This is a genomic window from Tenacibaculum discolor (genome assembly GCF_003664185.1).
Taxonomy (GTDB): Bacteria; Bacteroidota; Bacteroidia; order Flavobacteriales; family Flavobacteriaceae; genus Polaribacter; species Polaribacter discolor.
The window spans coordinates 100,557-121,649 of record NZ_RCCS01000004.1 but is presented as its reverse complement, the minus strand read 5'-3'; the positions used below and the strand labels follow the sequence as shown (position 1 = coordinate 121,649).

Genomic DNA, 21,093 nt, shown 5'->3' with positions numbered 1-21,093 from the left:
ATTTTTTTAACACTTGTATAGTGGTTTGTGTTTTTTTTTAAGGTTCTTAGTTTATTTGGTTTTGAGTAGCTGGTTATGGCAAGGAGTAGGTGTTTTTTTAAAAGAGGTTTTAAAAATAACTCCTTGATATTTGAATAAATAGAAAATTATCGTACATTTGCGCACTCTTAAAATTAGAGTAATTTAAGTACAAATTAAAAACAAGTAATAATTTAGTATGCCAACTATTCAACAATTAGTTCGTAAAGGAAGAGCCAAAATAACTAAGAAGAGTAAATCGGCTGCTTTACAAGCATGTCCACAAAGACGTGGAGTTTGTACGCGTGTGTATACCACTACACCTAAGAAACCTAACTCAGCAATGCGTAAGGTAGCAAGGGTTCGTTTAACAAATGGTAACGAAATCAACGCGTATATTCCAGGTGAGGGGCACAACTTGCAAGAGCACTCGATAGTATTAGTTAGAGGTGGAAGGGTAAAAGATTTACCAGGTGTTAAATATCACGTGGTACGTGGAGCATTAGATACTGCAGGAGTTGAGGGTAGAACCCAACGTAGATCTAAGTACGGTGCAAAACGCCCAAAAGACAAAAAGTAAAAATTAATTAGTAACTTTTTTAATGTAAAGACATGAGGAAAAGAAGAGCTAAAAAAAGAGTTTTGTTACCGGATCCTAGATTCAATGATCAATTAGTTACACGTTTTGTGAATAACTTAATGTGGGACGGTAAGAAATCTGTAGCGTTCAAAGTGTTTTACGATGCAATGGATATCGTAAATGAAAAGAAAACTGACGAAGAAAAGTCGGCTTTAGAAGTGTGGAAAGATGGTTTATCTAACGTGATGCCTCACGTAGAAGTTCGTTCTCGCCGTGTTGGTGGTGCAACTTTCCAAATTCCAATGCAAATTCGTCCAGACCGTAAGGTTTCTATGGCGATTAAATGGATGATCTCTTATGCGCGTAAGCGTAATGAAAAAACAATGGCACAACGATTAGCTGCAGAGATTTTAGCTGCTGCTAAAGAGGAAGGAGCTGCTGTTAAGAAAAGAGTTGATACTCATAAGATGGCTGAAGCAAATAAAGCATTCTCACACTTTAGATTTTAATAAGAAATGGCAAGAGATTTAAAATATACAAGAAATATAGGTATTGCTGCTCATATTGATGCTGGTAAAACAACAACAACTGAGCGTATCCTTTTCTATACAGGAGTGTCTCATAAAATTGGAGAAGTACACGATGGAGCTTCTACAATGGACTGGATGGAGCAAGAGGCAGAGAGAGGTATTACAATTACTTCTGCTGCAACTACTTGTACTTGGCAGTTTCCTTTGGAAAATGCAAAGCCATTACCTGAAACAAAAGGATATCATTTTAATATTATTGATACTCCAGGTCACGTTGACTTTACTGTAGAGGTAAACCGTTCATTACGTGTGTTAGATGGATTAGTGTTCTTATTCTCTGCAGTTGACGGAGTTGAGCCACAGTCTGAAACTAACTGGAGATTAGCTGATAACTATAAAGTACCTCGTATCGGTTTCGTTAACAAAATGGATCGTCAAGGAGCTAACTTTTTAGCGGTTTGTCAGCAAGTAAAAGACATGTTAAAGTCTAATGCAGTGCCAATCGTATTAAATATTGGTGATGAAGCAGATTTTAAAGGAATTGTTGATTTAGTTAAAAACCGTGCTATTGTATGGCATGATGATAATTATGGATCAACTTTCGATGTTGTAGATATTCCAGAAGAATTAAAAGAAGAAGCTCGTGAGTTACGTGGTAAGTTAATCGAAGAGGTTGCTGCTTATGACGAAAACTTATTAGAGAAGTACATGGAAGATGAAGATTCAATTACAGAAGAAGAAGTGCACACTGCATTAAGAGCTGCTGTAATGGATATGTCTATCATTCCAATGGTATGTGGTTCTTCATTTAAAAATAAAGGTGTACAGTTCTTGTTAGATGCTGTATGTCGTTACTTACCTTCTCCTGTAGACAGAGATAATATTATCGGTACTAACCCAGATACAGGTGAAGAAGAAATGCGTAAGCCAGATGCAAAAGCACCATTCTCAGCTTTAGCATTTAAAATTGCTACCGATCCTTTCGTAGGTCGTTTAGCGTTCTTCCGTGCGTATTCTGGTCACTTAGATGCAGGTTCTTATGTGTTAAATAATCGTTCAGGTAAAAAAGAACGTATTTCACGTATTTACCAAATGCACTCTAATAAGCAAAACGCAATCGATTTTATCGAAGCTGGAGATATTGGAGCAGCAGTAGGATTTAAAGATATTAAAACAGGTGATACGTTATCTGACGAAAAACACCCAATCGTTTTAGAATCTATGGATTTCCCAGATCCAGTAATCGGTATCGCTGTTGAGCCTAAAACTAAGGCTGATGTAGATAAGTTAGGTATGGCTTTGGCTAAATTAGCTGAAGAAGATCCAACGTTTACTGTGAAAACAGATGAAGCTTCAGGGCAAACTGTTATTTCAGGAATGGGAGAGTTACACTTAGATATTATTGTAGACCGTTTAAAGCGTGAGTTTAAGGTTGAAGTAAATCAAGGACAACCACAAGTAGAGTACAAAGAAGCTTTAACTGCTACCGCAGATCACAGAGAGGTTTACAAAAAGCAATCTGGTGGACGTGGTAAGTTTGCTGATATTGTATTTACTATGGAGCCTGCTGATGAAGGTGTAACAGGATTACAATTTGAGTCTATTATTAAAGGTGGTAACGTTCCTAAGGAATTTGTACCGTCAGTAGAAAAAGGATTCAAAGAAGCAATGAAAAATGGTCCTTTAGCTGGTTACGAAATGGATTCGATGAAGATTACTTTAAAGGATGGATCTTTCCACCCTGTAGATTCTGATCAATTATCATTCGAATTAGCGGCTAAGTTAGGTTATAAAGCTGCTGCAAAAGCTGCAAGAGCTGTAATCATGGAACCAATGATGAAATTAGAAGTGTTAACTCCAGAGGAGAACATGGGAGATATCGTTGGAGACTTAAACAGAAGAAGAGGACAAGTAAACGATATGAGCGATCGTGCTGGATCTAAAGTAGTTAGAGCAATCGTTCCTTTATCAGAAATGTTTGGATATGTTACTTCTTTAAGAACATTATCTTCAGGTAGAGCAACTTCTACAATGGAATTTTCTCACTATGCAGAAACTCCAAGCAACATTTCAGAAGAAGTAATCGCAAACGCTAAAGGTTAATTAAGATGAGTCAAAAAATTAGAATAAAGTTAAAATCTTACGATTATAATTTAGTAGACAAGTCTGCTGAGAAAATCGTAAAGACAGTAAAGAGTACTGGAGCTGTAGTAAACGGTCCAATTCCTTTACCAACAAATAAAAAGATTTTTACAGTGTTACGTTCACCACACGTAAACAAAAAATCTAGAGAGCAATTTCAATTATCTGCTTACAAGAGATTATTAGACATTTATAGTTCTTCTTCAAAAACTATTGATGCGTTAATGAAACTTGAGTTACCAAGTGGAGTTGAAGTTGAGATCAAAGTATAAGTAAATCAATAACTTTCGGTTTAATTTTGTTAAGCCGAAAGTTTTTTATACTTTTGCACACCGAAATTTTAGTTTTCGGAGTGTGTAAATTTCTGGAAAGTATTCAGAAATGACATGTCCTGAGGGTTTCGCGAAGGAAAAACGGTAAAACAAATTCAAAGAGTGAAGATGTTTTTCGCTCTTTTTTTTTGAGGAATTTGAAGGAAAACAAGAAACATTTGTTTCAAAAATTTATTTTATTAATAGACGCGCTGGATAAATTAAATCTATCGTCTGAAAATTAACAAATATGTCTGGGTTAATAGGAAGAAAAGTAGGAATGACCAGCTTATTCGATGAAAACGGGAAGAATATTCCTTGTACTGTAATCGAAGCAGGTCCTTGCGTTGTTACCCAAGTCAGAACCGAAGAGGTTGACGGCTATAACGCGTTACAACTTGGTTTCGATGACAAAAAAGCAAAAAGCTCTAATAAAGCTTTAGATGGTCACTTTAAAAAAGCTGGTACATCTGCTAAGAGAAAAGTCGTTGAGTTCCAAGGATTCGAAGGTGAGTACAAATTAGGTGACTCAATTACTGTTGAACACTTTGCTGAAGGAGAATTCGTTGATGTATCAGGAGTTTCTAAAGGTAAAGGTTTTCAAGGTGTTGTTAAACGTCATGGTTTTGGCGGGGTTGGACAAGCAACTCACGGTCAACATAACCGTTTAAGAGCTCCAGGTTCAATTGGTGCAGCATCATACCCTGCAAGAGTATTCAAAGGAATGCGTATGGCAGGTCGTATGGGTGGAGACAAAGTAAAAGTTCAAAATTTAAGAGTTTTAAAAGTGGTTGCAGATAAGAATCTTATCGTTGTAAAAGGAGCAATTCCTGGTCACAAAAACTCTTATGTAACTATCGAGAAATAATGAAAGTAGCAGTATTAGATATTACAGGAAAAGATACTGGTAGAAAAGTTGAACTTTCTAGCGAGGTATTCGGAATTGAGCCAAATGATCACGCGATTTATTTAGATGTAAAGCAGTATTTGGCTAATCAAAGACAAGGTACTCATAAATCGAAAGAAAGAGCTGAGATTGCTGGTAGTACAAGAAAGATAAAAAAACAAAAAGGAACTGGTACGGCTCGTGCGGGTAGTATCAAGTCTGGTGTTTTTAGAGGTGGTGGACGTATGTTTGGTCCAAGACCAAGAAACTATTCTTTTAAGTTAAATAAAAACTTAAAGCGTTTAGCACGTAAGTCAGCTTTAAGTATTCAAGCAAAAGAAAACAATTTAGTAGTTGTAGAAGACTTCAACTTTGAAGCTCCAAAAACTAAAGAGTTTATCAATGTATTAAAAGCTTTAGAATTAGACGCTAAAAAGTCTTTATTCGTATTAGGTGAAGAAAGTAAGAACGTTTACTTATCATCTCGTAACTTAAAAGGTTCTAAAGTAGTAGATGCTTCAGGTATTAACACATATAGCGTTTTAAATGCTAATAAAGTTGTTATTTCTGAAAGCTCTCTAGAAGGAATTGAGTCTAATTTAAGTAAATAGGGAACAAGATGAGTATTTTAATTAAACCTATTATTACAGAAAAAGCTACAAATGATAGCGAGTTAAACAACCGTTATACATTTGTTGTAAATAAGAAAGCTAACAAATTAGAAATCAAAGGAGCTGTAGAAGCTGCTTATGGTGTAGCGATTGAATCTGTAAAAACAATGAATTATCCAGCACAAAGAAAAACTAAATACACTAAAAAAGGTTTAGTTACTGGATTAACAGGTGGATACAAGAAAGCAATCGTTCAGTTAGCTGAAGGAGAAACTATTGATTTTTATAACAATCTTTAAGAAAAGACAGAATGTCAGTTAGAAAATTAAAACCAATAACACCAGGTCAGCGTTTTAGAGTTGTAAATGGGTTCGACACCATTACTACTGATAAGCCGGAGAAATCTTTATTAGCTCCGAAAAAACGATCTGGAGGTCGAAACAACCAGGGTAGAATGACTACACGTAATATCGGTGGAGGTCATAAACAAAAATACCGTATTATCGATTTTAAAAGAGATAAGCAAGGTGTTCCTGCAACAGTAAAAACTATTGAGTACGATCCAAACCGTACTGCATTTATTGCATTAGTTAGTTATGCTGATGGTGAGAAGCGTTATGTGATTGCGCAAAACGGATTAAAAGTAGGTCAAACAATCATTTCAGGAAAAGAAGCGTCTCCAGAAGTTGGAAATGCTATGTACTTAAGTGAAATTCCATTAGGTACTACAATTTCTTGTATTGAATTACACCCAGGTCAAGGAGCTGTTATGGCTCGTTCTGCTGGAGCTTTTGCTCAGTTAGTTGCAAAAGAAGGTAAATATGCAACAGTTAAATTACCTTCTGGAGAAACAAGATTTATCTTATTAACTTGTATGGCTACAATTGGAGTAGTGTCTAACTCAGACCACCAGTTATTAGTTTCAGGTAAAGCAGGTAGAAGTAGATGGTTAGGAAGAAGACCAAGAACAAATGCTGTTAGAATGAACCCAGTTGATCACCCAATGGGAGGTGGTGAAGGACGTTCTTCTGGAGGGCATCCAAGATCTAGAAACGGTATTCCTGCTAAAGGATTTAAGACTAGATCAAAGACCAAAGCTAGTAATAAGTATATCGTAGAACGTAGAAAGAAATAATAAACCATGGCAAGATCATTAAAAAAAGGACCTTACGTTCACTATAAGTTAGAGAAAAAAGTGTTAGCTAACGTAGAAGCAGGCAGTAAGTCAGTTATCAAAACTTGGTCTAGAGCAAGTATGATTACTCCTGATTTCGTAGGGCAAACAATTGCAGTTCACAACGGACGTCAGTTTGTACCAGTTTACGTTACTGAAAACATGGTAGGTCATAAATTAGGCGAATTTTCACCAACACGCTCATTTAGAGGGCACGCTGGTGCAAAAAATAAAGGTAAAAAATAGTAGGAAATTATGGGAAGTCGTAAACATAACATGGCAACACAGTTAAAAGAAGCTAGAAAGTCTAGAGCTTTCGCTAAGTTAACTAATTGTCCTACATCACCAAGAAAAATGCGCTTGGTAGCAGATTTAGTAAGAGGAGTTGAAGTTGAAAAAGCTTTACAAATCTTAAAGTTCAGTCCAAAAGAAGCATCACGTAACTTAGAAAAGTTATTATTATCAGCTATTGCTAACTGGCAAGCTAAAAATGAAGATGCAAGTATCGAAGATGCTGGATTATACGTAAAATCAATTTGTGTTGATAGCGCAGGTATGTTAAAAAGGTTAAGACCAGCTCCACAAGGTCGTGCACACAGAATTCGTAAGCGTTCTAATCACGTAACTTTAGAGTTAGGAACTAAAAATAACAGTAATTAATCAAAGTAGAAATGGGACAAAAGACAAATCCAATAGGAAATCGTTTAGGAATTATCAGAGGATGGGAATCTAACTGGTATGGTGGAAATGACTACGGAGATAAGATTGCTGAAGATGATAAGATAAGAAAGTATTTATACGCTAGATTATCTAAAGCAAGTGTATCAAGAGTTATTATTGAGCGTACTTTAAAACTTGTAACCGTTACTATCACTACTGCACGTCCAGGTATCATTATTGGTAAAGGAGGTCAAGAGGTAGACAAGTTAAAAGAAGAGCTTAAGAAAATTACTGGTAAAGAAGTTCAAATTAACATTTTCGAAATTAAGCGTCCAGAATTAGATGCAAAATTAGTTGCAGCTAGTATCGCACGTCAAATCGAAAACAGAATTTCTTATAAGAGAGCTACTAAAATGGCTATTGCTGCTGCAATGAGAATGAATGCAGAAGGAATTAAAGTGCAATTATCAGGTCGTTTAAACGGAGCTGAAATGGCACGTTCTGAGCATTACAAAGAAGGAAGAATTCCTCTTTCTACCTTCAGAGCAGATATCGATTATGCACTTGTTGAAGCACATACTACATACGGAAGAATCGGTGTGAAAGTATGGATTATGAAAGGTGAGGTTTATGGAAAACGTGAATTATCTCCATTAGTTGGACTATCTAAGCAAAAAGGTAGTGGAAACAAAGGTGGTAGTAAACGTCAACCTCGCAGAAGAAAATAATTTTTAAAAGAAATTAACAATGTTACAGCCAAAAAGAGTAAAATACCGTAAGGTACAGAAGGCGAAAGGAAATATGAAAGGTAACTCTGGTAGAGGTACTCAACTTTCTAACGGAATGTTTGGTATCAAATCATTAGACCAGAACTTACTTACCTCTCGTCAAATAGAGGCAGCTCGTATTGCGGCAACTCGTTATATGAAAAGAGAGGGGCAACTTTGGATTAAAATTTTCCCAGACAAACCAATAACTAAGAAACCTTTAGAGGTACGTATGGGTAAAGGTAAAGGTGCACCAGACCACTTTGTAGCAGTTGTAAAACCAGGTAGAATTTTGTTTGAAATTGGTGGTGTACCAATGGAAGTAGCAAAAGAAGCTTTACGTTTAGCAGCGCAAAAACTTCCTGTAAAAACGAAGTTTGTAATAGCAAGAGATTTTGATTATAACGCTTAATTCTATTAGATCATGAAACAATCAGAAATTAAAGAATTATCAACAGCTGACTTACAAGAAAAGCTAGGGGCGTTGAAGAAAAATTATACTGATCTTAAGATGGCTCACGCCATAACTCCATTGGAAAACCCATTAGAGTTACGTAGCTTAAGAAAAACTGTAGCAAGAATTGCTACAGAGTTAACTAAAAGAGAATTACAATAATTCTAGTCAGTTTTAAAGATGGAAAAAAGAAATCTTAGAAAAGAGAGAATCGGTGTAGTATCTAGTAACAAAATGGAGAAATCTATTGTTGTAAACGAGGTAAAAAGAGTAAAGCACCCAATGTACGGAAAGTTCGTATTAAAGACTAAGAAGTACGTTGCACATGACGAGAATAACGATTGCAACGAAGGTGATACTGTAAGGATCATGGAAACACGTCCTATGAGTAAATCTAAACGTTGGAGATTAGTAGAAATCCTAGAAAGAGCTAAATAATATGTTACAGACAGAATCAAGATTAAAAGTCGCAGATAACACTGGAGCAAAAGAAGTTTTAGTGATTAGAGTTTTAGGAGGAACAAAAAAGCGTTACGCTAGCGTTGGAGATAAAATCGTAGTATCGGTAAAATCTGCAACTCCAAACGGAACTGTAAAGAAAGGTCAAGTATCTCGTGCAGTTGTTGTTCGTACTAAGAAAGAAGTTAGACGTAAAGACGGATCATATATCAGATTTGATGATAATGCTTGTGTACTTTTAAATCCTACTGAGGAAATGAGAGGAACTCGTGTATTTGGACCTGTGGCTCGTGAATTACGTGAGAAACAATTTATGAAAATAGTATCATTAGCACCTGAGGTGTTATAAAATCAGATTTTAAAATGAAAAAATTTAAAATTAAATCAGGAGATACTGTTAAAGTTATAGCAGGAGATCACAAAGGATCTGAAGGAAAAGTTTTACAAATTCTTAAAGATAAGGATAGAGTAGTAGTAGAAGGTGTAAACATGGTGTCTAAACACACTAAACCAAGCGCTGCAAATCCACAAGGAGGAATTGTAAAGAAAGAAGCTCCATTACACGTATCAAACGTTGCTTTAATCGAAAACGGTGAAGCAGTAAGAGTTGGATATAAAGTAGAAGGAGATAAGAAAGTAAGAGTTTCAAGAAAATCAGATAAAGCAATATAACAATGAGTTACGTACCAAGATTAAAAGAAGAGTACAAGAGCAGAGTTATCAAAGCTCTTACTGATGAATTTGGTTATAGCAATGTAATGCAAGTACCTAAATTACAAAAGATCGTTGTAAGTAAAGGTGTTGGTGCAGCTATAGCAGATAAGAAATTAATAGAATACGCTATTGACGAGTTAACTACTATTACAGGTCAAAAGGCAGTATCTACAATCTCTAAAAAAGACGTTGCAAACTTCAAATTACGTAAAGGAATGCCAATTGGTGCAAAAGTTACGTTAAGAGGTGATAAAATGTATGAATTTTTAGATAGATTAGTTACAGCTTCTTTACCACGTGTAAGAGACTTTAACGGAATCAAAGCAAATGGTTTTGATGGTAGAGGTAATTACAACTTAGGTATTACTGAACAAATCATCTACCCAGAGATTAATATTGATCAAGTGAAAAAAATTAGTGGTATGGATATTACATTTGTAACATCTGCAAACACTGATAAAGAAGCTAAATCATTATTAGGAGAATTAGGATTACCATTTAAAAAGAATTAATAAGATGGCTAAAGAATCAATGAAAGCGCGTGAGCGCAAAAGAGCTAAAATGGTTGCTAAGTATGCTGAAAAGAGAAAAGCTTTAAAAGAAGCTGGAGACTATGAAGCATTACAGAAGTTACCAAAAAACGCATCACCAATTAGAATGCACAACCGTTGTAAACTAACTGGACGTCCAAAAGGATATATGCGTCAGTTCGGAATTTCACGTGTTACTTTCCGTGAAATGGCTAACCAAGGATTAATTCCAGGAGTAAAAAAGGCAAGCTGGTAACAGCTCTTTAATATGTAAACAAAAGGTGTATAACTATAAAATGTTATACGCCTTTTTTGCTTATAAAGGTTATAGTTGCCGAATATGTAAACTTTATTTTAGATTAAAATAGGCTTACTTAAACGTAATATTTTGATACTAAAAATGATAATGATTAAAAAGGTTTGATTTTTAAAAAGTTTATGTATATTTGCACACTGTTTTTATAGGGTAAATTATGCCTTGTAAGTAAATACCAATCAAACGGTATAATGCCTACGAGATTTTACTCAAAAAACAATTAAATAAATATTAACTGGTTTCAGGTTTAGTATTTGCATTGATAAAATAAAGAGACTAAAAACCAAAACCGAAAATTAATTAACTATGTATACAGATCCAATCGCGGATTTTCTTACTCGAGTGAGAAATGCTATTGCAGCAAATCACAGAGTAGTTGAAGTTCCTGCTTCAAAGTTGAAGAAGGAAATGACGAAGATTTTGTTCGATCAAGGTTACATTTTAAGTTATCAGTTCAATGAAGATAAAGTTCAAGGAACTATTAAGATAGCTTTAAAATACGATCGTGATACGAAAGAATCAGTAATCAGAAAGATTCAAAGAATTTCAACACCAGGTTTACGTAGATACGTTGGCGCTAAAGAAATGCCAAGAGTATTAAACGGATTAGGTATTGCTATTGTTTCTACATCAAAAGGTGTAATGACAAACAAAAAAGCAAGACAAGAGAACGTTGGTGGAGAAGTATTATGTTACGTTTACTAAAAAACATTTTGTAAGATGAGTAGAATAGGAAAGAATCCAATCGCATTGCCACAAGGTGTTGAAGTAAAAGTAGACGGAAATGTGGTTACAGTAAAAGGAAAATTAGGAGAGTTAACTCAAGAAATTAAGTCTGGAATTACTGTAAAAGTTGAAGATGGTACTGTCACTTTAGAAAGACCATCAGAAAGTAAAGATCATAGAGCTGCACATGGTTTATACCGTGCTTTAATCAATAATATGGTTGAAGGAGTAAGCAAAGGATTTACTAAAGAGTTAGAGTTAGTAGGTGTTGGTTATAGAGCATCTAACCAAGGTCAAAAGTTAGATTTAGCCTTAGGTTTCTCTCACAATATTGTAATAGATTTAGCTCCAGAGGTTAAGGTTGAAACAGTATCTGAAAAAGGTAAGAACCCAATCGTGAAATTAACTTCACATGACAAACAATTAGTTGGTCAAGTTGCAGCAAAAATTCGTTCATTCCGTAAGCCAGAACCTTACAAAGGAAAAGGAATTAAGTTTGTAGGAGAAGTATTAAGAAGAAAAGCAGGTAAATCTGCATAATAAATAAGAGAAATTATTATGGCATTATCAAAGCTTGAAAGAAGACAACGAATTAAGCATAGAATTAGAAAGATTGTTACAGGTACAGCTGAAAAACCAAGGTTATCAGTTTTTAGAAGTAACAAAGAAATCTATGCTCAGTTAATCGATGACGTTGCTGGTGTTACATTAGCATCTGCATCATCAAGAGATAAAGAAATTACATCTAGTTCTAAAGCAGAAGCGGCTACAGCTGTAGGTAAAGCTATTGCTGAAAAAGCTGTAAAGGCTGGTGTTGATACTGTTGCTTTTGACCGTAACGGATATTTATACCACGGAAGAGTTAAAGTATTAGCAGACGCTGCAAGAGAAGCTGGTTTAAAATTTTAAGAAATTATATTATGTTAGGATATAAAAACGTAGAAAGAGTAAAACCAAGCGGATTAGAGCTTGTAGATAAATTAGTAGGTGTACAACGTGTTACCAAAGTAACTAAAGGGGGTAGAGCATTCGGATTCTCTGCAATCGTAGTAGTAGGAGATGGTAACGGTGTTGTAGGTCACGGATTAGGGAAGTCTAAAGACGTTTCTTCTGCAATTGCTAAAGCAGTAGAAGATGCAAAGAAAAATTTAGTACGTATCCCTATTTTAGAAGGAACATTACCACACGAACAAAAAGGTAAATTTGGTGGAGCAAAAGTATTCATCAAGCCTGCTTCACACGGTACCGGGGTTATTGCCGGTGGTGCTGTACGTTTAGTATTAGAAGCTGTAGGTATTAAAGACGTATTATCAAAGTCTCAAGGATCATCAAACCCTCACAACGTAGTAAAAGCAACTTTTGATGCTTTATTACAATTACGTAGTGCTGCTACTATTGCTAAGCAAAGAGGTATATCTTTAGAGAAAGTTTTTAACGGTTAAAATTTAAGACGATGAGTAAAATTAGAGTTACACAAGTAAAAAGTCAAATCGGTCGCCTTAAAAATCAAAAAAGAACGTTAGAGGCGTTAGGTTTACGTAAAATGAACCAAACTGTAGAACATGAAGCATCAGCTACAATTTTGGGTATGGTAAGTAAAGTTTCACACTTAGTTTCTGTTGAAGAAATTAAATAAGACAATATAAAGATGAGTTTACACAACTTAAAACCAGCAGCAGGATCTACAAAAAGCGGTAAAAGAATCGCTCGTGGAGAAGGTTCTGGTCACGGAGGCACCTCTACAAGAGGACATAAAGGAGCTAAATCTCGTTCTGGTTATTCTCGTAAAATAGGATTTGAAGGAGGACAAATGCCACTTCAAAGACGTGTGCCTAAATTTGGTTTCACTAACATTAATCGTAAAGAGTATGTTGGTGTAAATTTAGACAAGTTACAATCATTAGTAGATAACGGAAAGATAACAGATACAGTAAATTTAGATGTTTTAGTAGAAAACAGATTAGCTCGTAAAAACGACTTAGTAAAAATATTAGGTGGTGGAGAGTTAAAAGCTAAATTAAATATAACTGTACATAAATTTACAGCATCAGCTAAAGCAGCTATCGAAGCAGCAGGAGGTGAAGCAGTAACATTATAAGAATTGTAAATGATGAATTTTATAAATACTTTAAAAGACATTTGGAAGATTGAAGAGTTAAAAGAGAAATTACTTTTAACCTTAGGTTTAATCGCTGTTTACCGTTTCATGGCAGCAGTTCCATTACCAGGAATTGATCCTACTCAGTTAGCAGCATTAAAAGACAGTACTGACGGTGGACTTTTAGGTTTATTAAACGCATTTACAGGTGGGGCATTTGCTAGAGCGTCAGTTATGGCACTTGGTATAATGCCTTATATTTCTGCTTCTATTGTAGTTCAGTTAATGGGTATTGCGGTACCATATTTACAAAAATTACAAAAGGATGGAGAAAGTGGACGTAAGAAGATTACGCAAATAACAAGATGGCTTACGATTGCTATTACTTTGTTTCAGGCGCCAACCTATATTGGAGTAATCCAAAATCAAATGGGATTGCCGCAAGAAGCATTTTTAGTAACAGGAGCAACATTTTGGATATCATCAATTATTCTTTTAAGTGCAGGAACAATTTTTGCGATGTGGTTAGGAGAGCGTATTACTGATAAAGGTGTTGGTAATGGAATATCATTATTAATTACTGTAGGTATCATCGCGAACTTCCCAGCAGCATTTATCCAAGAATTAGTTTCAAAGCAAACTGCAGGCGCTGGAGGAATTATGATGATTTTAATCGAATTAATAGTTTGGTTTGTAGTAATCTTGTTAACCGTATTATTAGTTACAGCAGTACGTAAAGTAGCCGTTCAATACGCACGTCGTACAGCAGTTACAAACATTAAAGATGTTGATGGCGCAAGACAGTACATTCCATTAAAGTTGAATGCAGCTGGAGTAATGCCAATTATTTTTGCACAAGCTATTATGTTTTTACCAATAGCATTAGGTCAAAAGTACCCAGCATTAAACAGTTTAACTGATAATTTCGGTTTATGGTATAACGTTATATTTGCTTTATTAATTATTGTCTTTAGTTACTTTTATACTGCGATTACTATTCCAACGAATAAAATGGCGGAAGACTTAAAGAGAAGTAATGGTTTTGTTCCAGGATATAAACCAGGTGAAGAAACAGCGAACTTTTTAGATTCAGTATTGTCGAAAATTACATTACCAGGATCTATATTCTTAGCTGCTTTATCTATTTTACCTGCAATCGTTGTAAAGTTTGGAGTTACTCAAAACTGGGCAATGTTTTACGGAGGAACATCATTAATCATTATGGTAGGAGTAGCAATAGATACTATTCAGCAAATAAACTCGTATTTATTAAACAGTCGTTATGATGGTTTAATGAAAACAGGTAACAGTAACAGAAAATCATTAAAATAATATGGCTAAACAACCAGCAATTCAACAAGACGGAACCATTACAGAAGCATTATCAAATGCAATGTTTCGAGTAGAATTAGAGAACGGACATATTGTTACGGCTCATATTTCAGGAAAAATGCGTATGCATTATATCAAACTATTGCCAGGAGATAAGGTAAAGTTAGAAATGAGTCCGTATGATTTATCAAAGGCAAGAATTACTTACAGATATTAAAAACACACACTGATGAAAGTAAGAGCATCATTAAAGAAAAGAAGTGCCGACTGCAAAATTGTACGCAGAAAAGGCAGATTATATGTAATTAACAAAAAGAATCCTAGATTTAAACAAAGACAAGGGTAGTTATGGCAAGAATCGCAGGTATAGATATTCCAAAGAATAAAAGAGGTGTTATCGCTTTAACTTACATCTTTGGTATAGGAAGAAGCAGAGCTAAAGAAGTTTTAGCTGCTGCCAATATAGATGAAAGTATCAAAGTTCAAGACTGGACTGATGATCAAATTGCAGCAATTCGTGAGCAAGTTGGAACTTACACTATTGAAGGTGAGTTACGTTCTGAGGTTCAATTAAGCATTAAACGTTTAATGGACATCGGATGTCAAAGAGGTATTCGTCACAGACTTGGTTTACCATTACGTGGACAAAGAACAAAGAATAACTCTCGTACAAGAAAAGGTAAGAGAAAAACTGTAGCTAACAAGAAAAAATAATCAATGATTATTTTTTACTAATAGTAAAGAATTATGGCAAAGTCTAAAGTAACAAAAAAACGTAAAGTTGTAATAGAGTCAGTTGGTGAAGCGCACGTAACTGCATCTTTCAACAATATTATTATTTCTTTAACAAACAAAAAAGGTGACGTTATTTCTTGGTCATCTGCAGGGAAAATGGGCTTCAGAGGTTCTAAAAAGAACACTCCTTACGCAGCTCAGTTAGCGGCAGAAGATTGTGCAAACGTTGCTAAAGAAGCAGGTTTACGTAAAGTAAAAGTGTACGTTAAAGGACCAGGTAACGGTAGAGAATCTGCAATCAGATCTATCCACAATGCTGGTATCGAAGTAACAGAAATCATTGATGTTACTCCAATTCCTCACAACGGATGTCGTCCACCTAAAAGAAGAAGAGTATAAGTTGAATTAATTCAACTTATACTTTATTTGGCGTACTTTTGTGCGCAAAAAATAAGTATTTTAACACAGTAGGATTTAAAGATTATCGAAGGAGTAAGCCTTAATTCATAATCCCTACTAATTTTTATTAGAAATGGCAAGATATACAGGACCAAAAACTAAAATTGCTCGTAAATTTGGCGAGGCAATTTTCGGAGACGATAAGAACTTCGAAAAAAGAAATTACCCTCCAGGACAACATGGAGTTGGTAAAAGAAGAGGTAAAAAATCAGAATATGCAATCCAGTTAATGGAGAAGCAAAAAGCTAAATATACCTATGGTATTTTAGAGCGTCAGTTCCGTAACCTTTTCAAAAAAGCATCAGCTTCTCAAGGAGTAACAGGTGAAATCTTATTACAATTATGTGAATCTCGTTTAGATAACGTAGTATACCGTTTAGGAGTTGCTAATTCACGTAGAGCTGCACGTCAGTTAGTATCTCACCGTCACATTACAGTTAACGGAGATATCGTTAACATTCCATCTTATAGATTAAAAGAGGGAGATGTAGTAGCAGTAAGAGAAAAATCTAAGTCGTTAGAAGCTATTGAAAATGCTTTAGCAGCTAATAGTAATGTTTACGAATGGTTAACTTGGAACGCTGATCAAAAATCTGGAACATTTGTAAAAGTACCAGAAAGATTACAAATTCCTGAGAATATCAAAGAGCAGTTAATCGTAGAATTATACTCTAAGTAATAAATTAATAATATTGGTATTCAGCCAAAGGGTTTATTCGTATTTCTTCACACTTATAAACCGCGCAACTGGATAACAATTAAAACGAAGAAAAAAATATGGCAATTTTAAATTTTCAAAAGCCTGATAAAGTAATAATGATTGAATCTACTGATTTTTCAGGGAGATTCGAGTTCAGACCTCTTGAACCAGGTTTTGGATTAACAGTTGGTAACGCTTTAAGAAGAGTATTATTATCTTCTCTAGAAGGATTTGCCATTACATCATTACGTATTGACGGAGTTGATCATGAGTTTTCAACAATTCAAGGTGTTGTAGAAGATGTAACTGAAATCATCTTAAACTTAAAGCAAGTACGTTTTAAGAAACAGATTGAAGAATCAGATAGAGAAACAGTTTCTATAGCAATATCAGGGCAAGAGCAATTAACAGCTGGTGACTTACAAAAGTTCATTTCAGGTTTCCAAGTACTAAATCCAGATTTAGTAATTTGTAACATGGATAAATCGGTAACGTTAAATGCTGAAATTACCATTGAAAAAGGTAGAGGTTTTGTACCAGCAGAAGAAAACAAAAGAGCTGGTGCTCCTTTAGGAACAATTTTTACAGATTCCATTTACACTCCAATAAAGAATGTAAAATATGCTGTTGAAAATTTCCGTGTAGAACAAAAGACCGATTACGAAAAATTAGTTTTCGATATCGATACTGATGGATCTATCAATCCTAAAGATGCCTTAACTGAAGCAGCTAAGATTTTAATCCACCACTTTATGTTATTCTCTGACGAGCGTATCACTTTAGAGGCAGATGAAATCGCACAAACTGAAACATATGATGAAGAATCATTACATATGCGTCAGTTATTAAAGACGAAATTAGTTGATATGGATTTATCTGTTCGTGCTTTAAACTGTTTAAAAGCAGCAGAAGTAGATACTTTAGGAGATTTAGTATCATTCAACAAAAGCGATTTAATGAAGTTCAGAAACTTTGGTAAAAAATCATTAACTGAATTAGATGAGTTAGTGGCTAACAAAGGTTTAAGTTTCGGAATGGATTTAAGCAAATACAAATTAGATAAAGATTAACCTTTCATAGTTTGCTCCTCTAAAATAGGGTAGTAGCAAGATGAGAGCTAAAACCAAATGTCATGAGACACGGAAAGAAATTTAATCATTTAGGAAGAAAAACAGCGCACAGAAAAGCGATGTTATCTAACATGGCTTGTTCTTTAATCGAGCACAAGCGAATTAATACTACTGAAGCTAAAGCGAAAGCTTTACGTAAGTTTGTAGAACCTTTAATTACAAAATCTAAAGACGATACAACTCACAACCGTCGTGTAGTATTTAGTTACTTACGTAGCAAGGAAGCTGTTACAGAATTATTCAAAGAAATTTCTGTAAAAGTAGCAGACAGACCAGGAGGATATGTTCGTATTATCAAGTTAGGAAACCGTCAAGGAGATAACGCTCCTATGGCAATGGTAGAATTAGTTGATTACAACGAGTTATACAATCCAAAAGGAAACAAAGCTAAAAAGAGTACTCGTCGTAGCCGTCGTGGTGGAGCGAAGAAAACTGAAGCTGCAGCTGTTGAAACTAAAACTTCACAAGAAGAAGAATAAAAATGAGAATTTTTATAAATTATATCAAAGGGATAAACATTTAATGTTTGTCCCTTTTTTTATATATTTTTGCAAACAAATTACACAACACACTAAATGAAATATCAAACACGTAAAAAAGCACTAGTTCTGTTAGCAGACGGAACTATTTTCTACGGGAAATCTATTGGAATAGAAGGAACCGCAACAGGAGAAATTTGTTTTAATACCGGTATGACAGGATACCAAGAAATTTTCACAGATCCTTCTTACTTCGGACAATTAATGGTAGCTACCAATGCTCATATTGGTAATTATGGAGTTAATAATGAAGAAGTAGAATCAGACGGAATCAAAATTTCAGGTTTAATTTGTCGTAACTTTAGTTTTACACATTCTCGTGTAGATTCTGACGGTAACTTATTCGATTGGTTTGAAAAGCACAATTTAGTAGCTATTTCAGATGTTGATACACGTGCGTTAGTATCTTACATTAGAGATAATGGAGCTATGAACGCTATTATATCAACAGAAGTAGATAAAATTGATGAACTTAAGAAGCAATTAGCTGAGATTCCTAATATGGAAGGGTTAGAATTAGCTTCAAAAGTATCAACCAAAGAACCTTATTTTGTAGGTGACGAAAATGCTCCAATTAAAATATCAGCCTTAGATATAGGTATTAAGAAAAATATCTTACGAAATTTAGCAAAAAGAGGAGCATACATTAAAGTATATCCATACAATGCAAGTTTCGAGCAAATGAGCGATTTTAATCCAGATGGATATTTTATTTCTAACGGTCCTGGTGACCCTGAGCCTTTAGAAGAAGCTCAAAAGACAGCAAAAGAGATTATAGATAAAGATTTACCATTGTTCGGAATCTGTTTAGGGCATCAAGTTATTGCATTAGCAAACGGTATTTCAACATATAAAATGCACAATGGTCACAGAGGAATTAATCATCCTGTTAAAAATTTATTGACAGGAAAAGGAGAAATTACTTCTCAAAACCACGGTTTTGCTATCAATAGAGAAGAAACAGAAGCGCATCCTGATGTGGAAATTACACATGTACATTTAAATGATAATACAGTAGCAGGTATTAGAATGAAATCTAAAAATGTATTTTCGGTACAATATCACCCGGAAGCAAGTCCAGGTCCACACGATGCAGAATACTTATTTGATCAGTTTATAGAAAACATCAAAAAAGTAAAAGCTTAAAATAAATAAAAAATAAAGAAATTCCCGTGAATATTAGTTCACGGGAATCTATAATTAAAAATAAATTTCACACCACTCTTAGCTTAGTACAAGAGTAAAAAATAAACACTATGAGTATCATAATAAACATTCATGCACGTCAAATTTTTGATTCAAGAGGAAATCCAACAGTTGAAGTAGATGTAACTACTGAAAACGGTGTAGTAGGTAGAGCAGCGGTACCATCAGGAGCTTCTACAGGAGAACATGAAGCTGTTGAGTTACGTGATGGAGGTGATAGTTATATGGGTAAAGGTGTACTAAAGGCAGTTGAAAACGTAAACACTGTTATAGCACAAGAGTTATTAGGAGTATCAGTATTTGAACAAAACATGATCGATCAATTAATGATTAATTTAGATGGAACTCCAAATAAATCAGTTTTAGGAGCAAATGCTATTTTAGGTGTTTCATTAGCAGCAGCAAAAGCAGCAGCAAATGAATTAGGATTACCTTTATATCGATATGTTGGTGGAGTTTCAGCAAATACATTACCAGTTCCTATGATGAACATCATCAATGGAGGTTCACATTCAGATGCCCCGATTGCATTCCAAGAATTTATGGTTATGCCAGTAAAGGCTCAAAACTTTACTGAAGCAATGCAAGTTGGTTCTGAAATTTTTCATAATTTAAAGAAGGTGTTGCATGATCGTAACTTGTCTACAGCAGTAGGTGATGAAGGAGGTTTTGCCCCAACTTTAGAAGGAACTGAAGATGCCATTGAAACGATTGCTTTAGCAACTAAAAATGCAGGATATAAATTTGGAGAAGAAGTTATGATTGCATTGGATTGTGCTTCAGCTGAATTTTTTGTAGATGGAAAATACGACTACACCAAGTTTGAAGGAAACAAAGGAGCAGTTAGAACTTCTGAAGAACAAGCCACTTATTTAGCAGAGTTATGTGAGAAATATCCTATTATTTCTATTGAAGATGGAATGGATGAAAATGATTGGGATGGATGGAAAATGTTAACGGAGAAAGTAGGAGATAAAGTTCAGTTAGTAGGAGACGATTTGTTTGTTACTAATGTAGAGCGTTTATCAAAAGGAATTGAAAATGGTATTGCAAATTCAATTTTAATTAAAGTAAATCAAATAGGTACCTTAACAGAAACAATTGCAGCAGTAAACATGGCACACAATGCAGGATATACTTCTGTAATGAGTCACCGCTCAGGAGAAACAGAAGATAATACCATTGCAGATTTAGCAGTAGCATTAAACTGTGGGCAAATCAAAACAGGTTCAGCTTCACGTTCTGATCGTATGGCAAAATACAATCAATTATTACGTATTGAAGAAGAATTAGCGGATGTAGCTTATTATCCACAAGAAAAAGCATTTAAAGTAAAATAAAGTATTTTACATATAAACTTTAAAGCTCGTACTTAAGTATGAGCTTTTTTTAATTATTGCTGTTTTTTTAAAAAGTAGGGTAATGTACTTTTATACTGTTATTAAGTTATTTAATAAAAAAATAATAAACTATGAAAAGAACAATGCTATTTATCAGCAGCTTTATAACTTTGACATTATTTTCTCAAGAAAAACAAACTGAAAATATTTGGAGAATTAATTTTTTAAATCCTGGAGTAGAATACGAAATTTCAACAGGAAATACATCTACCTTGTCTATAGGAATAGGTATTGGGTATAGTGTTAGTTATCCGCATACAGACTATACAGCAGGCTCTGGGTTTATCACCTCTTTTAACCCTTTTTTAGATGTACAGCACAAATGGTTTTATAATTTTGATAAGCGTAAAACCAAAGGATTAAATACAAGTAATAACTCAGGTAATTTTATTTCTGCACGATTTTTAACAAGAAGTAGATCATTGTTTGGAAATTCTAACGGAACTGACGGTCTTGATTTTGCAATAGGCCCAACATGGGGTATTCAACGTAAATATGGTAAAAACTTCCACTTGTTATTTGATATGGGGCCTATATACTATTTTGATGTAAATGGTAACGGTTATTATTTTCCATTGATGTTGCAATTGAATTTAGGGTTTGATTTATAAATGAT

At 34.5% G+C, this 21,093-nt stretch carries 35 protein-coding genes; all 35 read left to right on the top strand.

Translation table 11 applies throughout. The features are described 5' to 3' along the window. Positions 1-217: 217 nt before the first annotated feature. The 35 genes from rpsL to C8N27_RS00900 all read left to right on the top strand — a co-directional run bounded on the left by rpsL (position 218) and on the right by C8N27_RS00900 (position 21,088). Positions 218-598: a 30S ribosomal protein S12 gene (gene rpsL / locus C8N27_RS01070; protein ID WP_028890722.1), complete on the top strand. Its 381-nt coding sequence runs from the start codon at positions 218-220 to the stop codon at positions 596-598. Positions 599-630: 32 nt separating this feature from the next. After that, positions 631-1,107, top strand: coding sequence for a 30S ribosomal protein S7 (gene rpsG / locus C8N27_RS01065; RefSeq protein ID WP_028890723.1), 477 nt, complete (start codon positions 631-633; stop codon positions 1,105-1,107). Positions 1,108-1,113: 6 nt separating this feature from the next. Beyond that, positions 1,114-3,231, top strand: a complete 2,118-nt coding sequence (gene fusA / locus C8N27_RS01060; RefSeq protein WP_099215300.1) for an elongation factor G — start codon at positions 1,114-1,116, stop codon at positions 3,229-3,231. 5 nt (positions 3,232-3,236) lie between these two features. Continuing rightward, positions 3,237-3,542, top strand: coding sequence for a 30S ribosomal protein S10 (gene rpsJ / locus C8N27_RS01055; RefSeq protein ID WP_024740605.1), 306 nt, complete (start codon positions 3,237-3,239; stop codon positions 3,540-3,542). A 289-nt stretch (positions 3,543-3,831) separates the two neighbouring features. Continuing rightward, complete coding sequence (rplC, locus tag C8N27_RS01050) at positions 3,832-4,449, top strand: 50S ribosomal protein L3 (RefSeq protein ID WP_047789835.1); 618 nt, start codon at positions 3,832-3,834, stop codon at positions 4,447-4,449. Further along, positions 4,449-5,078, top strand: a complete 630-nt coding sequence (gene rplD, locus C8N27_RS01045) for a 50S ribosomal protein L4 (protein ID WP_099215301.1) — start codon at positions 4,449-4,451, stop codon at positions 5,076-5,078. Before rplC ends, rplD begins: the two co-directional genes overlap by 1 nt. Positions 5,079-5,086: 8 nt before the next feature. Then, positions 5,087-5,377, top strand: a complete 291-nt coding sequence (gene rplW, locus C8N27_RS01040) for a 50S ribosomal protein L23 (protein WP_047789833.1) — start codon at positions 5,087-5,089, stop codon at positions 5,375-5,377. Between the two features lie 11 nt (positions 5,378-5,388). Continuing rightward, the gene (rplB, locus tag C8N27_RS01035; RefSeq protein WP_099215302.1) at positions 5,389-6,213 is read left to right on the top strand and encodes a 50S ribosomal protein L2; all 825 of its coding nucleotides are present in this window, start codon (positions 5,389-5,391) and stop codon (positions 6,211-6,213) included. A gap of 6 nt (positions 6,214-6,219) precedes the next feature. Further along, positions 6,220-6,498, top strand: a complete 279-nt coding sequence (gene rpsS / locus C8N27_RS01030; protein WP_028890729.1) for a 30S ribosomal protein S19 — start codon at positions 6,220-6,222, stop codon at positions 6,496-6,498. A 9-nt stretch (positions 6,499-6,507) separates the two neighbouring features. After that, the gene (gene rplV / locus C8N27_RS01025; RefSeq protein WP_028890730.1) at positions 6,508-6,912 is read left to right on the top strand and encodes a 50S ribosomal protein L22; all 405 of its coding nucleotides are present in this window, start codon (positions 6,508-6,510) and stop codon (positions 6,910-6,912) included. An 11-nt stretch (positions 6,913-6,923) separates the two neighbouring features. Continuing rightward, complete coding sequence (rpsC, locus tag C8N27_RS01020; RefSeq protein ID WP_121145839.1) at positions 6,924-7,640, top strand: 30S ribosomal protein S3; 717 nt, start codon at positions 6,924-6,926, stop codon at positions 7,638-7,640. Between the two features lie 19 nt (positions 7,641-7,659). Continuing rightward, entirely contained in the window at positions 7,660-8,091 is a 432-nt protein-coding gene (rplP, locus tag C8N27_RS01015) for a 50S ribosomal protein L16 (protein ID WP_047789830.1), read from the top strand. Between the two features lie 12 nt (positions 8,092-8,103). Next, entirely contained in the window at positions 8,104-8,295 is a 192-nt protein-coding gene (rpmC, locus tag C8N27_RS01010; protein WP_028890733.1) for a 50S ribosomal protein L29, read from the top strand. 18 nt (positions 8,296-8,313) lie between these two features. Further along, positions 8,314-8,571, top strand: a complete 258-nt coding sequence (gene rpsQ / locus C8N27_RS01005; RefSeq protein WP_099215304.1) for a 30S ribosomal protein S17 — start codon at positions 8,314-8,316, stop codon at positions 8,569-8,571. A gap of 1 nt (position 8,572) precedes the next feature. After that, complete coding sequence (rplN, locus tag C8N27_RS01000) at positions 8,573-8,941, top strand: 50S ribosomal protein L14 (protein ID WP_099215305.1); 369 nt, start codon at positions 8,573-8,575, stop codon at positions 8,939-8,941. Positions 8,942-8,955: 14 nt separating this feature from the next. Continuing rightward, the gene (rplX, locus tag C8N27_RS00995; RefSeq protein WP_099215306.1) at positions 8,956-9,264 is read left to right on the top strand and encodes a 50S ribosomal protein L24; all 309 of its coding nucleotides are present in this window, start codon (positions 8,956-8,958) and stop codon (positions 9,262-9,264) included. Positions 9,265-9,266: 2 nt separating this feature from the next. Beyond that, a complete protein-coding gene (gene rplE, locus C8N27_RS00990; protein WP_028890737.1) occupies positions 9,267-9,818 on the top strand; it encodes a 50S ribosomal protein L5 in 552 nt (183 codons plus the stop codon). 4 nt (positions 9,819-9,822) lie between these two features. After that, a complete protein-coding gene (gene rpsN, locus C8N27_RS00985) occupies positions 9,823-10,092 on the top strand; it encodes a 30S ribosomal protein S14 (protein ID WP_028890738.1) in 270 nt (89 codons plus the stop codon). Between the two features lie 366 nt (positions 10,093-10,458). Further along, positions 10,459-10,857, top strand: a complete 399-nt coding sequence (rpsH, locus tag C8N27_RS00980; RefSeq protein ID WP_099215307.1) for a 30S ribosomal protein S8 — start codon at positions 10,459-10,461, stop codon at positions 10,855-10,857. Positions 10,858-10,872: 15 nt separating this feature from the next. Continuing rightward, positions 10,873-11,418 carry a 50S ribosomal protein L6 gene (gene rplF / locus C8N27_RS00975; protein ID WP_099215308.1) on the top strand — a complete coding sequence of 182 codons (546 nt, stop codon included), beginning with the start codon at positions 10,873-10,875 and terminating at the stop codon, positions 11,416-11,418. Positions 11,419-11,436: 18 nt separating this feature from the next. Further along, positions 11,437-11,787, top strand: a complete 351-nt coding sequence (rplR, locus tag C8N27_RS00970; protein ID WP_047789824.1) for a 50S ribosomal protein L18 — start codon at positions 11,437-11,439, stop codon at positions 11,785-11,787. Positions 11,788-11,795: 8 nt separating this feature from the next. Then, positions 11,796-12,320 (top strand): 30S ribosomal protein S5, encoded by a 525-nt coding sequence (gene rpsE, locus C8N27_RS00965; RefSeq protein ID WP_099215310.1) that lies wholly within the window; start codon positions 11,796-11,798, stop codon positions 12,318-12,320. Positions 12,321-12,331: 11 nt separating this feature from the next. Then, on the top strand, positions 12,332-12,514 hold the full coding sequence (gene rpmD, locus C8N27_RS00960; RefSeq protein WP_047789822.1) for a 50S ribosomal protein L30: 183 nt from the start codon (positions 12,332-12,334) through the stop codon (positions 12,512-12,514). Positions 12,515-12,526: 12 nt separating this feature from the next. Further along, positions 12,527-12,976 carry a 50S ribosomal protein L15 gene (rplO, locus tag C8N27_RS00955; protein ID WP_047789821.1) on the top strand — a complete coding sequence of 150 codons (450 nt, stop codon included), beginning with the start codon at positions 12,527-12,529 and terminating at the stop codon, positions 12,974-12,976. Between the two features lie 12 nt (positions 12,977-12,988). Further along, positions 12,989-14,308, top strand: coding sequence for a preprotein translocase subunit SecY (secY, locus tag C8N27_RS00950; protein ID WP_099215311.1), 1,320 nt, complete (start codon positions 12,989-12,991; stop codon positions 14,306-14,308). A gap of 1 nt (position 14,309) precedes the next feature. Beyond that, on the top strand, positions 14,310-14,525 hold the full coding sequence (infA, locus tag C8N27_RS00945; protein ID WP_024740627.1) for a translation initiation factor IF-1: 216 nt from the start codon (positions 14,310-14,312) through the stop codon (positions 14,523-14,525). Positions 14,526-14,537: 12 nt separating this feature from the next. Beyond that, the gene (ykgO, locus tag C8N27_RS00940; RefSeq protein WP_010181906.1) at positions 14,538-14,654 is read left to right on the top strand and encodes a type B 50S ribosomal protein L36; all 117 of its coding nucleotides are present in this window, start codon (positions 14,538-14,540) and stop codon (positions 14,652-14,654) included. Between the two features lie 2 nt (positions 14,655-14,656). Then, positions 14,657-15,022, top strand: a complete 366-nt coding sequence (gene rpsM, locus C8N27_RS00935) for a 30S ribosomal protein S13 (protein ID WP_047789819.1) — start codon at positions 14,657-14,659, stop codon at positions 15,020-15,022. Positions 15,023-15,055: 33 nt separating this feature from the next. Then, positions 15,056-15,442, top strand: coding sequence for a 30S ribosomal protein S11 (gene rpsK / locus C8N27_RS00930; protein ID WP_068703467.1), 387 nt, complete (start codon positions 15,056-15,058; stop codon positions 15,440-15,442). Between the two features lie 133 nt (positions 15,443-15,575). After that, positions 15,576-16,181 (top strand): 30S ribosomal protein S4, encoded by a 606-nt coding sequence (gene rpsD / locus C8N27_RS00925; RefSeq protein WP_099215312.1) that lies wholly within the window; start codon positions 15,576-15,578, stop codon positions 16,179-16,181. 98 nt (positions 16,182-16,279) lie between these two features. Then, on the top strand, positions 16,280-17,272 hold the full coding sequence (locus C8N27_RS00920) for a DNA-directed RNA polymerase subunit alpha (protein WP_099215313.1): 993 nt from the start codon (positions 16,280-16,282) through the stop codon (positions 17,270-17,272). Between the two features lie 62 nt (positions 17,273-17,334). Further along, the gene (gene rplQ / locus C8N27_RS00915) at positions 17,335-17,811 is read left to right on the top strand and encodes a 50S ribosomal protein L17 (protein WP_121145837.1); all 477 of its coding nucleotides are present in this window, start codon (positions 17,335-17,337) and stop codon (positions 17,809-17,811) included. A gap of 96 nt (positions 17,812-17,907) precedes the next feature. Next, positions 17,908-19,017, top strand: coding sequence for a glutamine-hydrolyzing carbamoyl-phosphate synthase small subunit (carA, locus tag C8N27_RS00910; RefSeq protein ID WP_121145835.1), 1,110 nt, complete (start codon positions 17,908-17,910; stop codon positions 19,015-19,017). A gap of 110 nt (positions 19,018-19,127) precedes the next feature. Then, positions 19,128-20,417, top strand: a complete 1,290-nt coding sequence (gene eno / locus C8N27_RS00905; protein WP_099215315.1) for a phosphopyruvate hydratase — start codon at positions 19,128-19,130, stop codon at positions 20,415-20,417. 131 nt (positions 20,418-20,548) lie between these two features. Further along, entirely contained in the window at positions 20,549-21,088 is a 540-nt protein-coding gene (locus tag C8N27_RS00900; RefSeq protein ID WP_121145832.1) for a hypothetical protein, read from the top strand. The last annotated feature ends 5 nt before the right edge of the window (positions 21,089-21,093 follow it).

What these genes read in the sequence shown, in the direction of transcription:
- rplB (WP_099215302.1), top strand. Translation starts at nt 5,389, where the DNA reads ATGTCAGTTAGAAAATTAAAACCAATAACACCAGGTCAGCGTTTTAGA.
- rpsC (WP_121145839.1), top strand. Translation starts at nt 6,924, where the DNA reads ATGGGACAAAAGACAAATCCAATAGGAAATCGTTTAGGAATTATCAGA.
- rpsS (WP_028890729.1), top strand. Translation starts at nt 6,220, where the DNA reads ATGGCAAGATCATTAAAAAAAGGACCTTACGTTCACTATAAGTTAGAG.
- rpmD (WP_047789822.1), top strand. Translation starts at nt 12,332, where the DNA reads ATGAGTAAAATTAGAGTTACACAAGTAAAAAGTCAAATCGGTCGCCTT.
- rplP (WP_047789830.1), top strand. Translation starts at nt 7,660, where the DNA reads ATGTTACAGCCAAAAAGAGTAAAATACCGTAAGGTACAGAAGGCGAAA.
- rpsK (WP_068703467.1), top strand. Translation starts at nt 15,056, where the DNA reads ATGGCAAAGTCTAAAGTAACAAAAAAACGTAAAGTTGTAATAGAGTCA.
- rplD (WP_099215301.1), top strand. Translation starts at nt 4,449, where the DNA reads ATGAAAGTAGCAGTATTAGATATTACAGGAAAAGATACTGGTAGAAAA.
- rplC (WP_047789835.1), top strand. Translation starts at nt 3,832, where the DNA reads ATGTCTGGGTTAATAGGAAGAAAAGTAGGAATGACCAGCTTATTCGAT.
- rpsJ (WP_024740605.1), top strand. Translation starts at nt 3,237, where the DNA reads ATGAGTCAAAAAATTAGAATAAAGTTAAAATCTTACGATTATAATTTA.
- rplW (WP_047789833.1), top strand. Translation starts at nt 5,087, where the DNA reads ATGAGTATTTTAATTAAACCTATTATTACAGAAAAAGCTACAAATGAT.
- rpsH (WP_099215307.1), top strand. Translation starts at nt 10,459, where the DNA reads ATGTATACAGATCCAATCGCGGATTTTCTTACTCGAGTGAGAAATGCT.
- secY (WP_099215311.1), top strand. Translation starts at nt 12,989, where the DNA reads ATGAATTTTATAAATACTTTAAAAGACATTTGGAAGATTGAAGAGTTA.
- rpsL (WP_028890722.1), top strand. Translation starts at nt 218, where the DNA reads ATGCCAACTATTCAACAATTAGTTCGTAAAGGAAGAGCCAAAATAACT.
- rplO (WP_047789821.1), top strand. Translation starts at nt 12,527, where the DNA reads ATGAGTTTACACAACTTAAAACCAGCAGCAGGATCTACAAAAAGCGGT.
- C8N27_RS00900 (WP_121145832.1), top strand. Translation starts at nt 20,549, where the DNA reads ATGAAAAGAACAATGCTATTTATCAGCAGCTTTATAACTTTGACATTA.
- fusA (WP_099215300.1), top strand. Translation starts at nt 1,114, where the DNA reads ATGGCAAGAGATTTAAAATATACAAGAAATATAGGTATTGCTGCTCAT.
- eno (WP_099215315.1), top strand. Translation starts at nt 19,128, where the DNA reads ATGAGTATCATAATAAACATTCATGCACGTCAAATTTTTGATTCAAGA.
- rplE (WP_028890737.1), top strand. Translation starts at nt 9,267, where the DNA reads ATGAGTTACGTACCAAGATTAAAAGAAGAGTACAAGAGCAGAGTTATC.
- rplN (WP_099215305.1), top strand. Translation starts at nt 8,573, where the DNA reads ATGTTACAGACAGAATCAAGATTAAAAGTCGCAGATAACACTGGAGCA.
- rpsD (WP_099215312.1), top strand. Translation starts at nt 15,576, where the DNA reads ATGGCAAGATATACAGGACCAAAAACTAAAATTGCTCGTAAATTTGGC.
- carA (WP_121145835.1), top strand. Translation starts at nt 17,908, where the DNA reads ATGAAATATCAAACACGTAAAAAAGCACTAGTTCTGTTAGCAGACGGA.
- rplF (WP_099215308.1), top strand. Translation starts at nt 10,873, where the DNA reads ATGAGTAGAATAGGAAAGAATCCAATCGCATTGCCACAAGGTGTTGAA.
- rpsQ (WP_099215304.1), top strand. Translation starts at nt 8,314, where the DNA reads ATGGAAAAAAGAAATCTTAGAAAAGAGAGAATCGGTGTAGTATCTAGT.
- rpsN (WP_028890738.1), top strand. Translation starts at nt 9,823, where the DNA reads ATGGCTAAAGAATCAATGAAAGCGCGTGAGCGCAAAAGAGCTAAAATG.
- rpsG (WP_028890723.1), top strand. Translation starts at nt 631, where the DNA reads ATGAGGAAAAGAAGAGCTAAAAAAAGAGTTTTGTTACCGGATCCTAGA.
- rplR (WP_047789824.1), top strand. Translation starts at nt 11,437, where the DNA reads ATGGCATTATCAAAGCTTGAAAGAAGACAACGAATTAAGCATAGAATT.
- rplV (WP_028890730.1), top strand. Translation starts at nt 6,508, where the DNA reads ATGGGAAGTCGTAAACATAACATGGCAACACAGTTAAAAGAAGCTAGA.
- rpmC (WP_028890733.1), top strand. Translation starts at nt 8,104, where the DNA reads ATGAAACAATCAGAAATTAAAGAATTATCAACAGCTGACTTACAAGAA.
- infA (WP_024740627.1), top strand. Translation starts at nt 14,310, where the DNA reads ATGGCTAAACAACCAGCAATTCAACAAGACGGAACCATTACAGAAGCA.
- rpsM (WP_047789819.1), top strand. Translation starts at nt 14,657, where the DNA reads ATGGCAAGAATCGCAGGTATAGATATTCCAAAGAATAAAAGAGGTGTT.
- rplX (WP_099215306.1), top strand. Translation starts at nt 8,956, where the DNA reads ATGAAAAAATTTAAAATTAAATCAGGAGATACTGTTAAAGTTATAGCA.
- ykgO (WP_010181906.1), top strand. Translation starts at nt 14,538, where the DNA reads ATGAAAGTAAGAGCATCATTAAAGAAAAGAAGTGCCGACTGCAAAATT.
- C8N27_RS00920 (WP_099215313.1), top strand. Translation starts at nt 16,280, where the DNA reads ATGGCAATTTTAAATTTTCAAAAGCCTGATAAAGTAATAATGATTGAA.
- rplQ (WP_121145837.1), top strand. Translation starts at nt 17,335, where the DNA reads ATGAGACACGGAAAGAAATTTAATCATTTAGGAAGAAAAACAGCGCAC.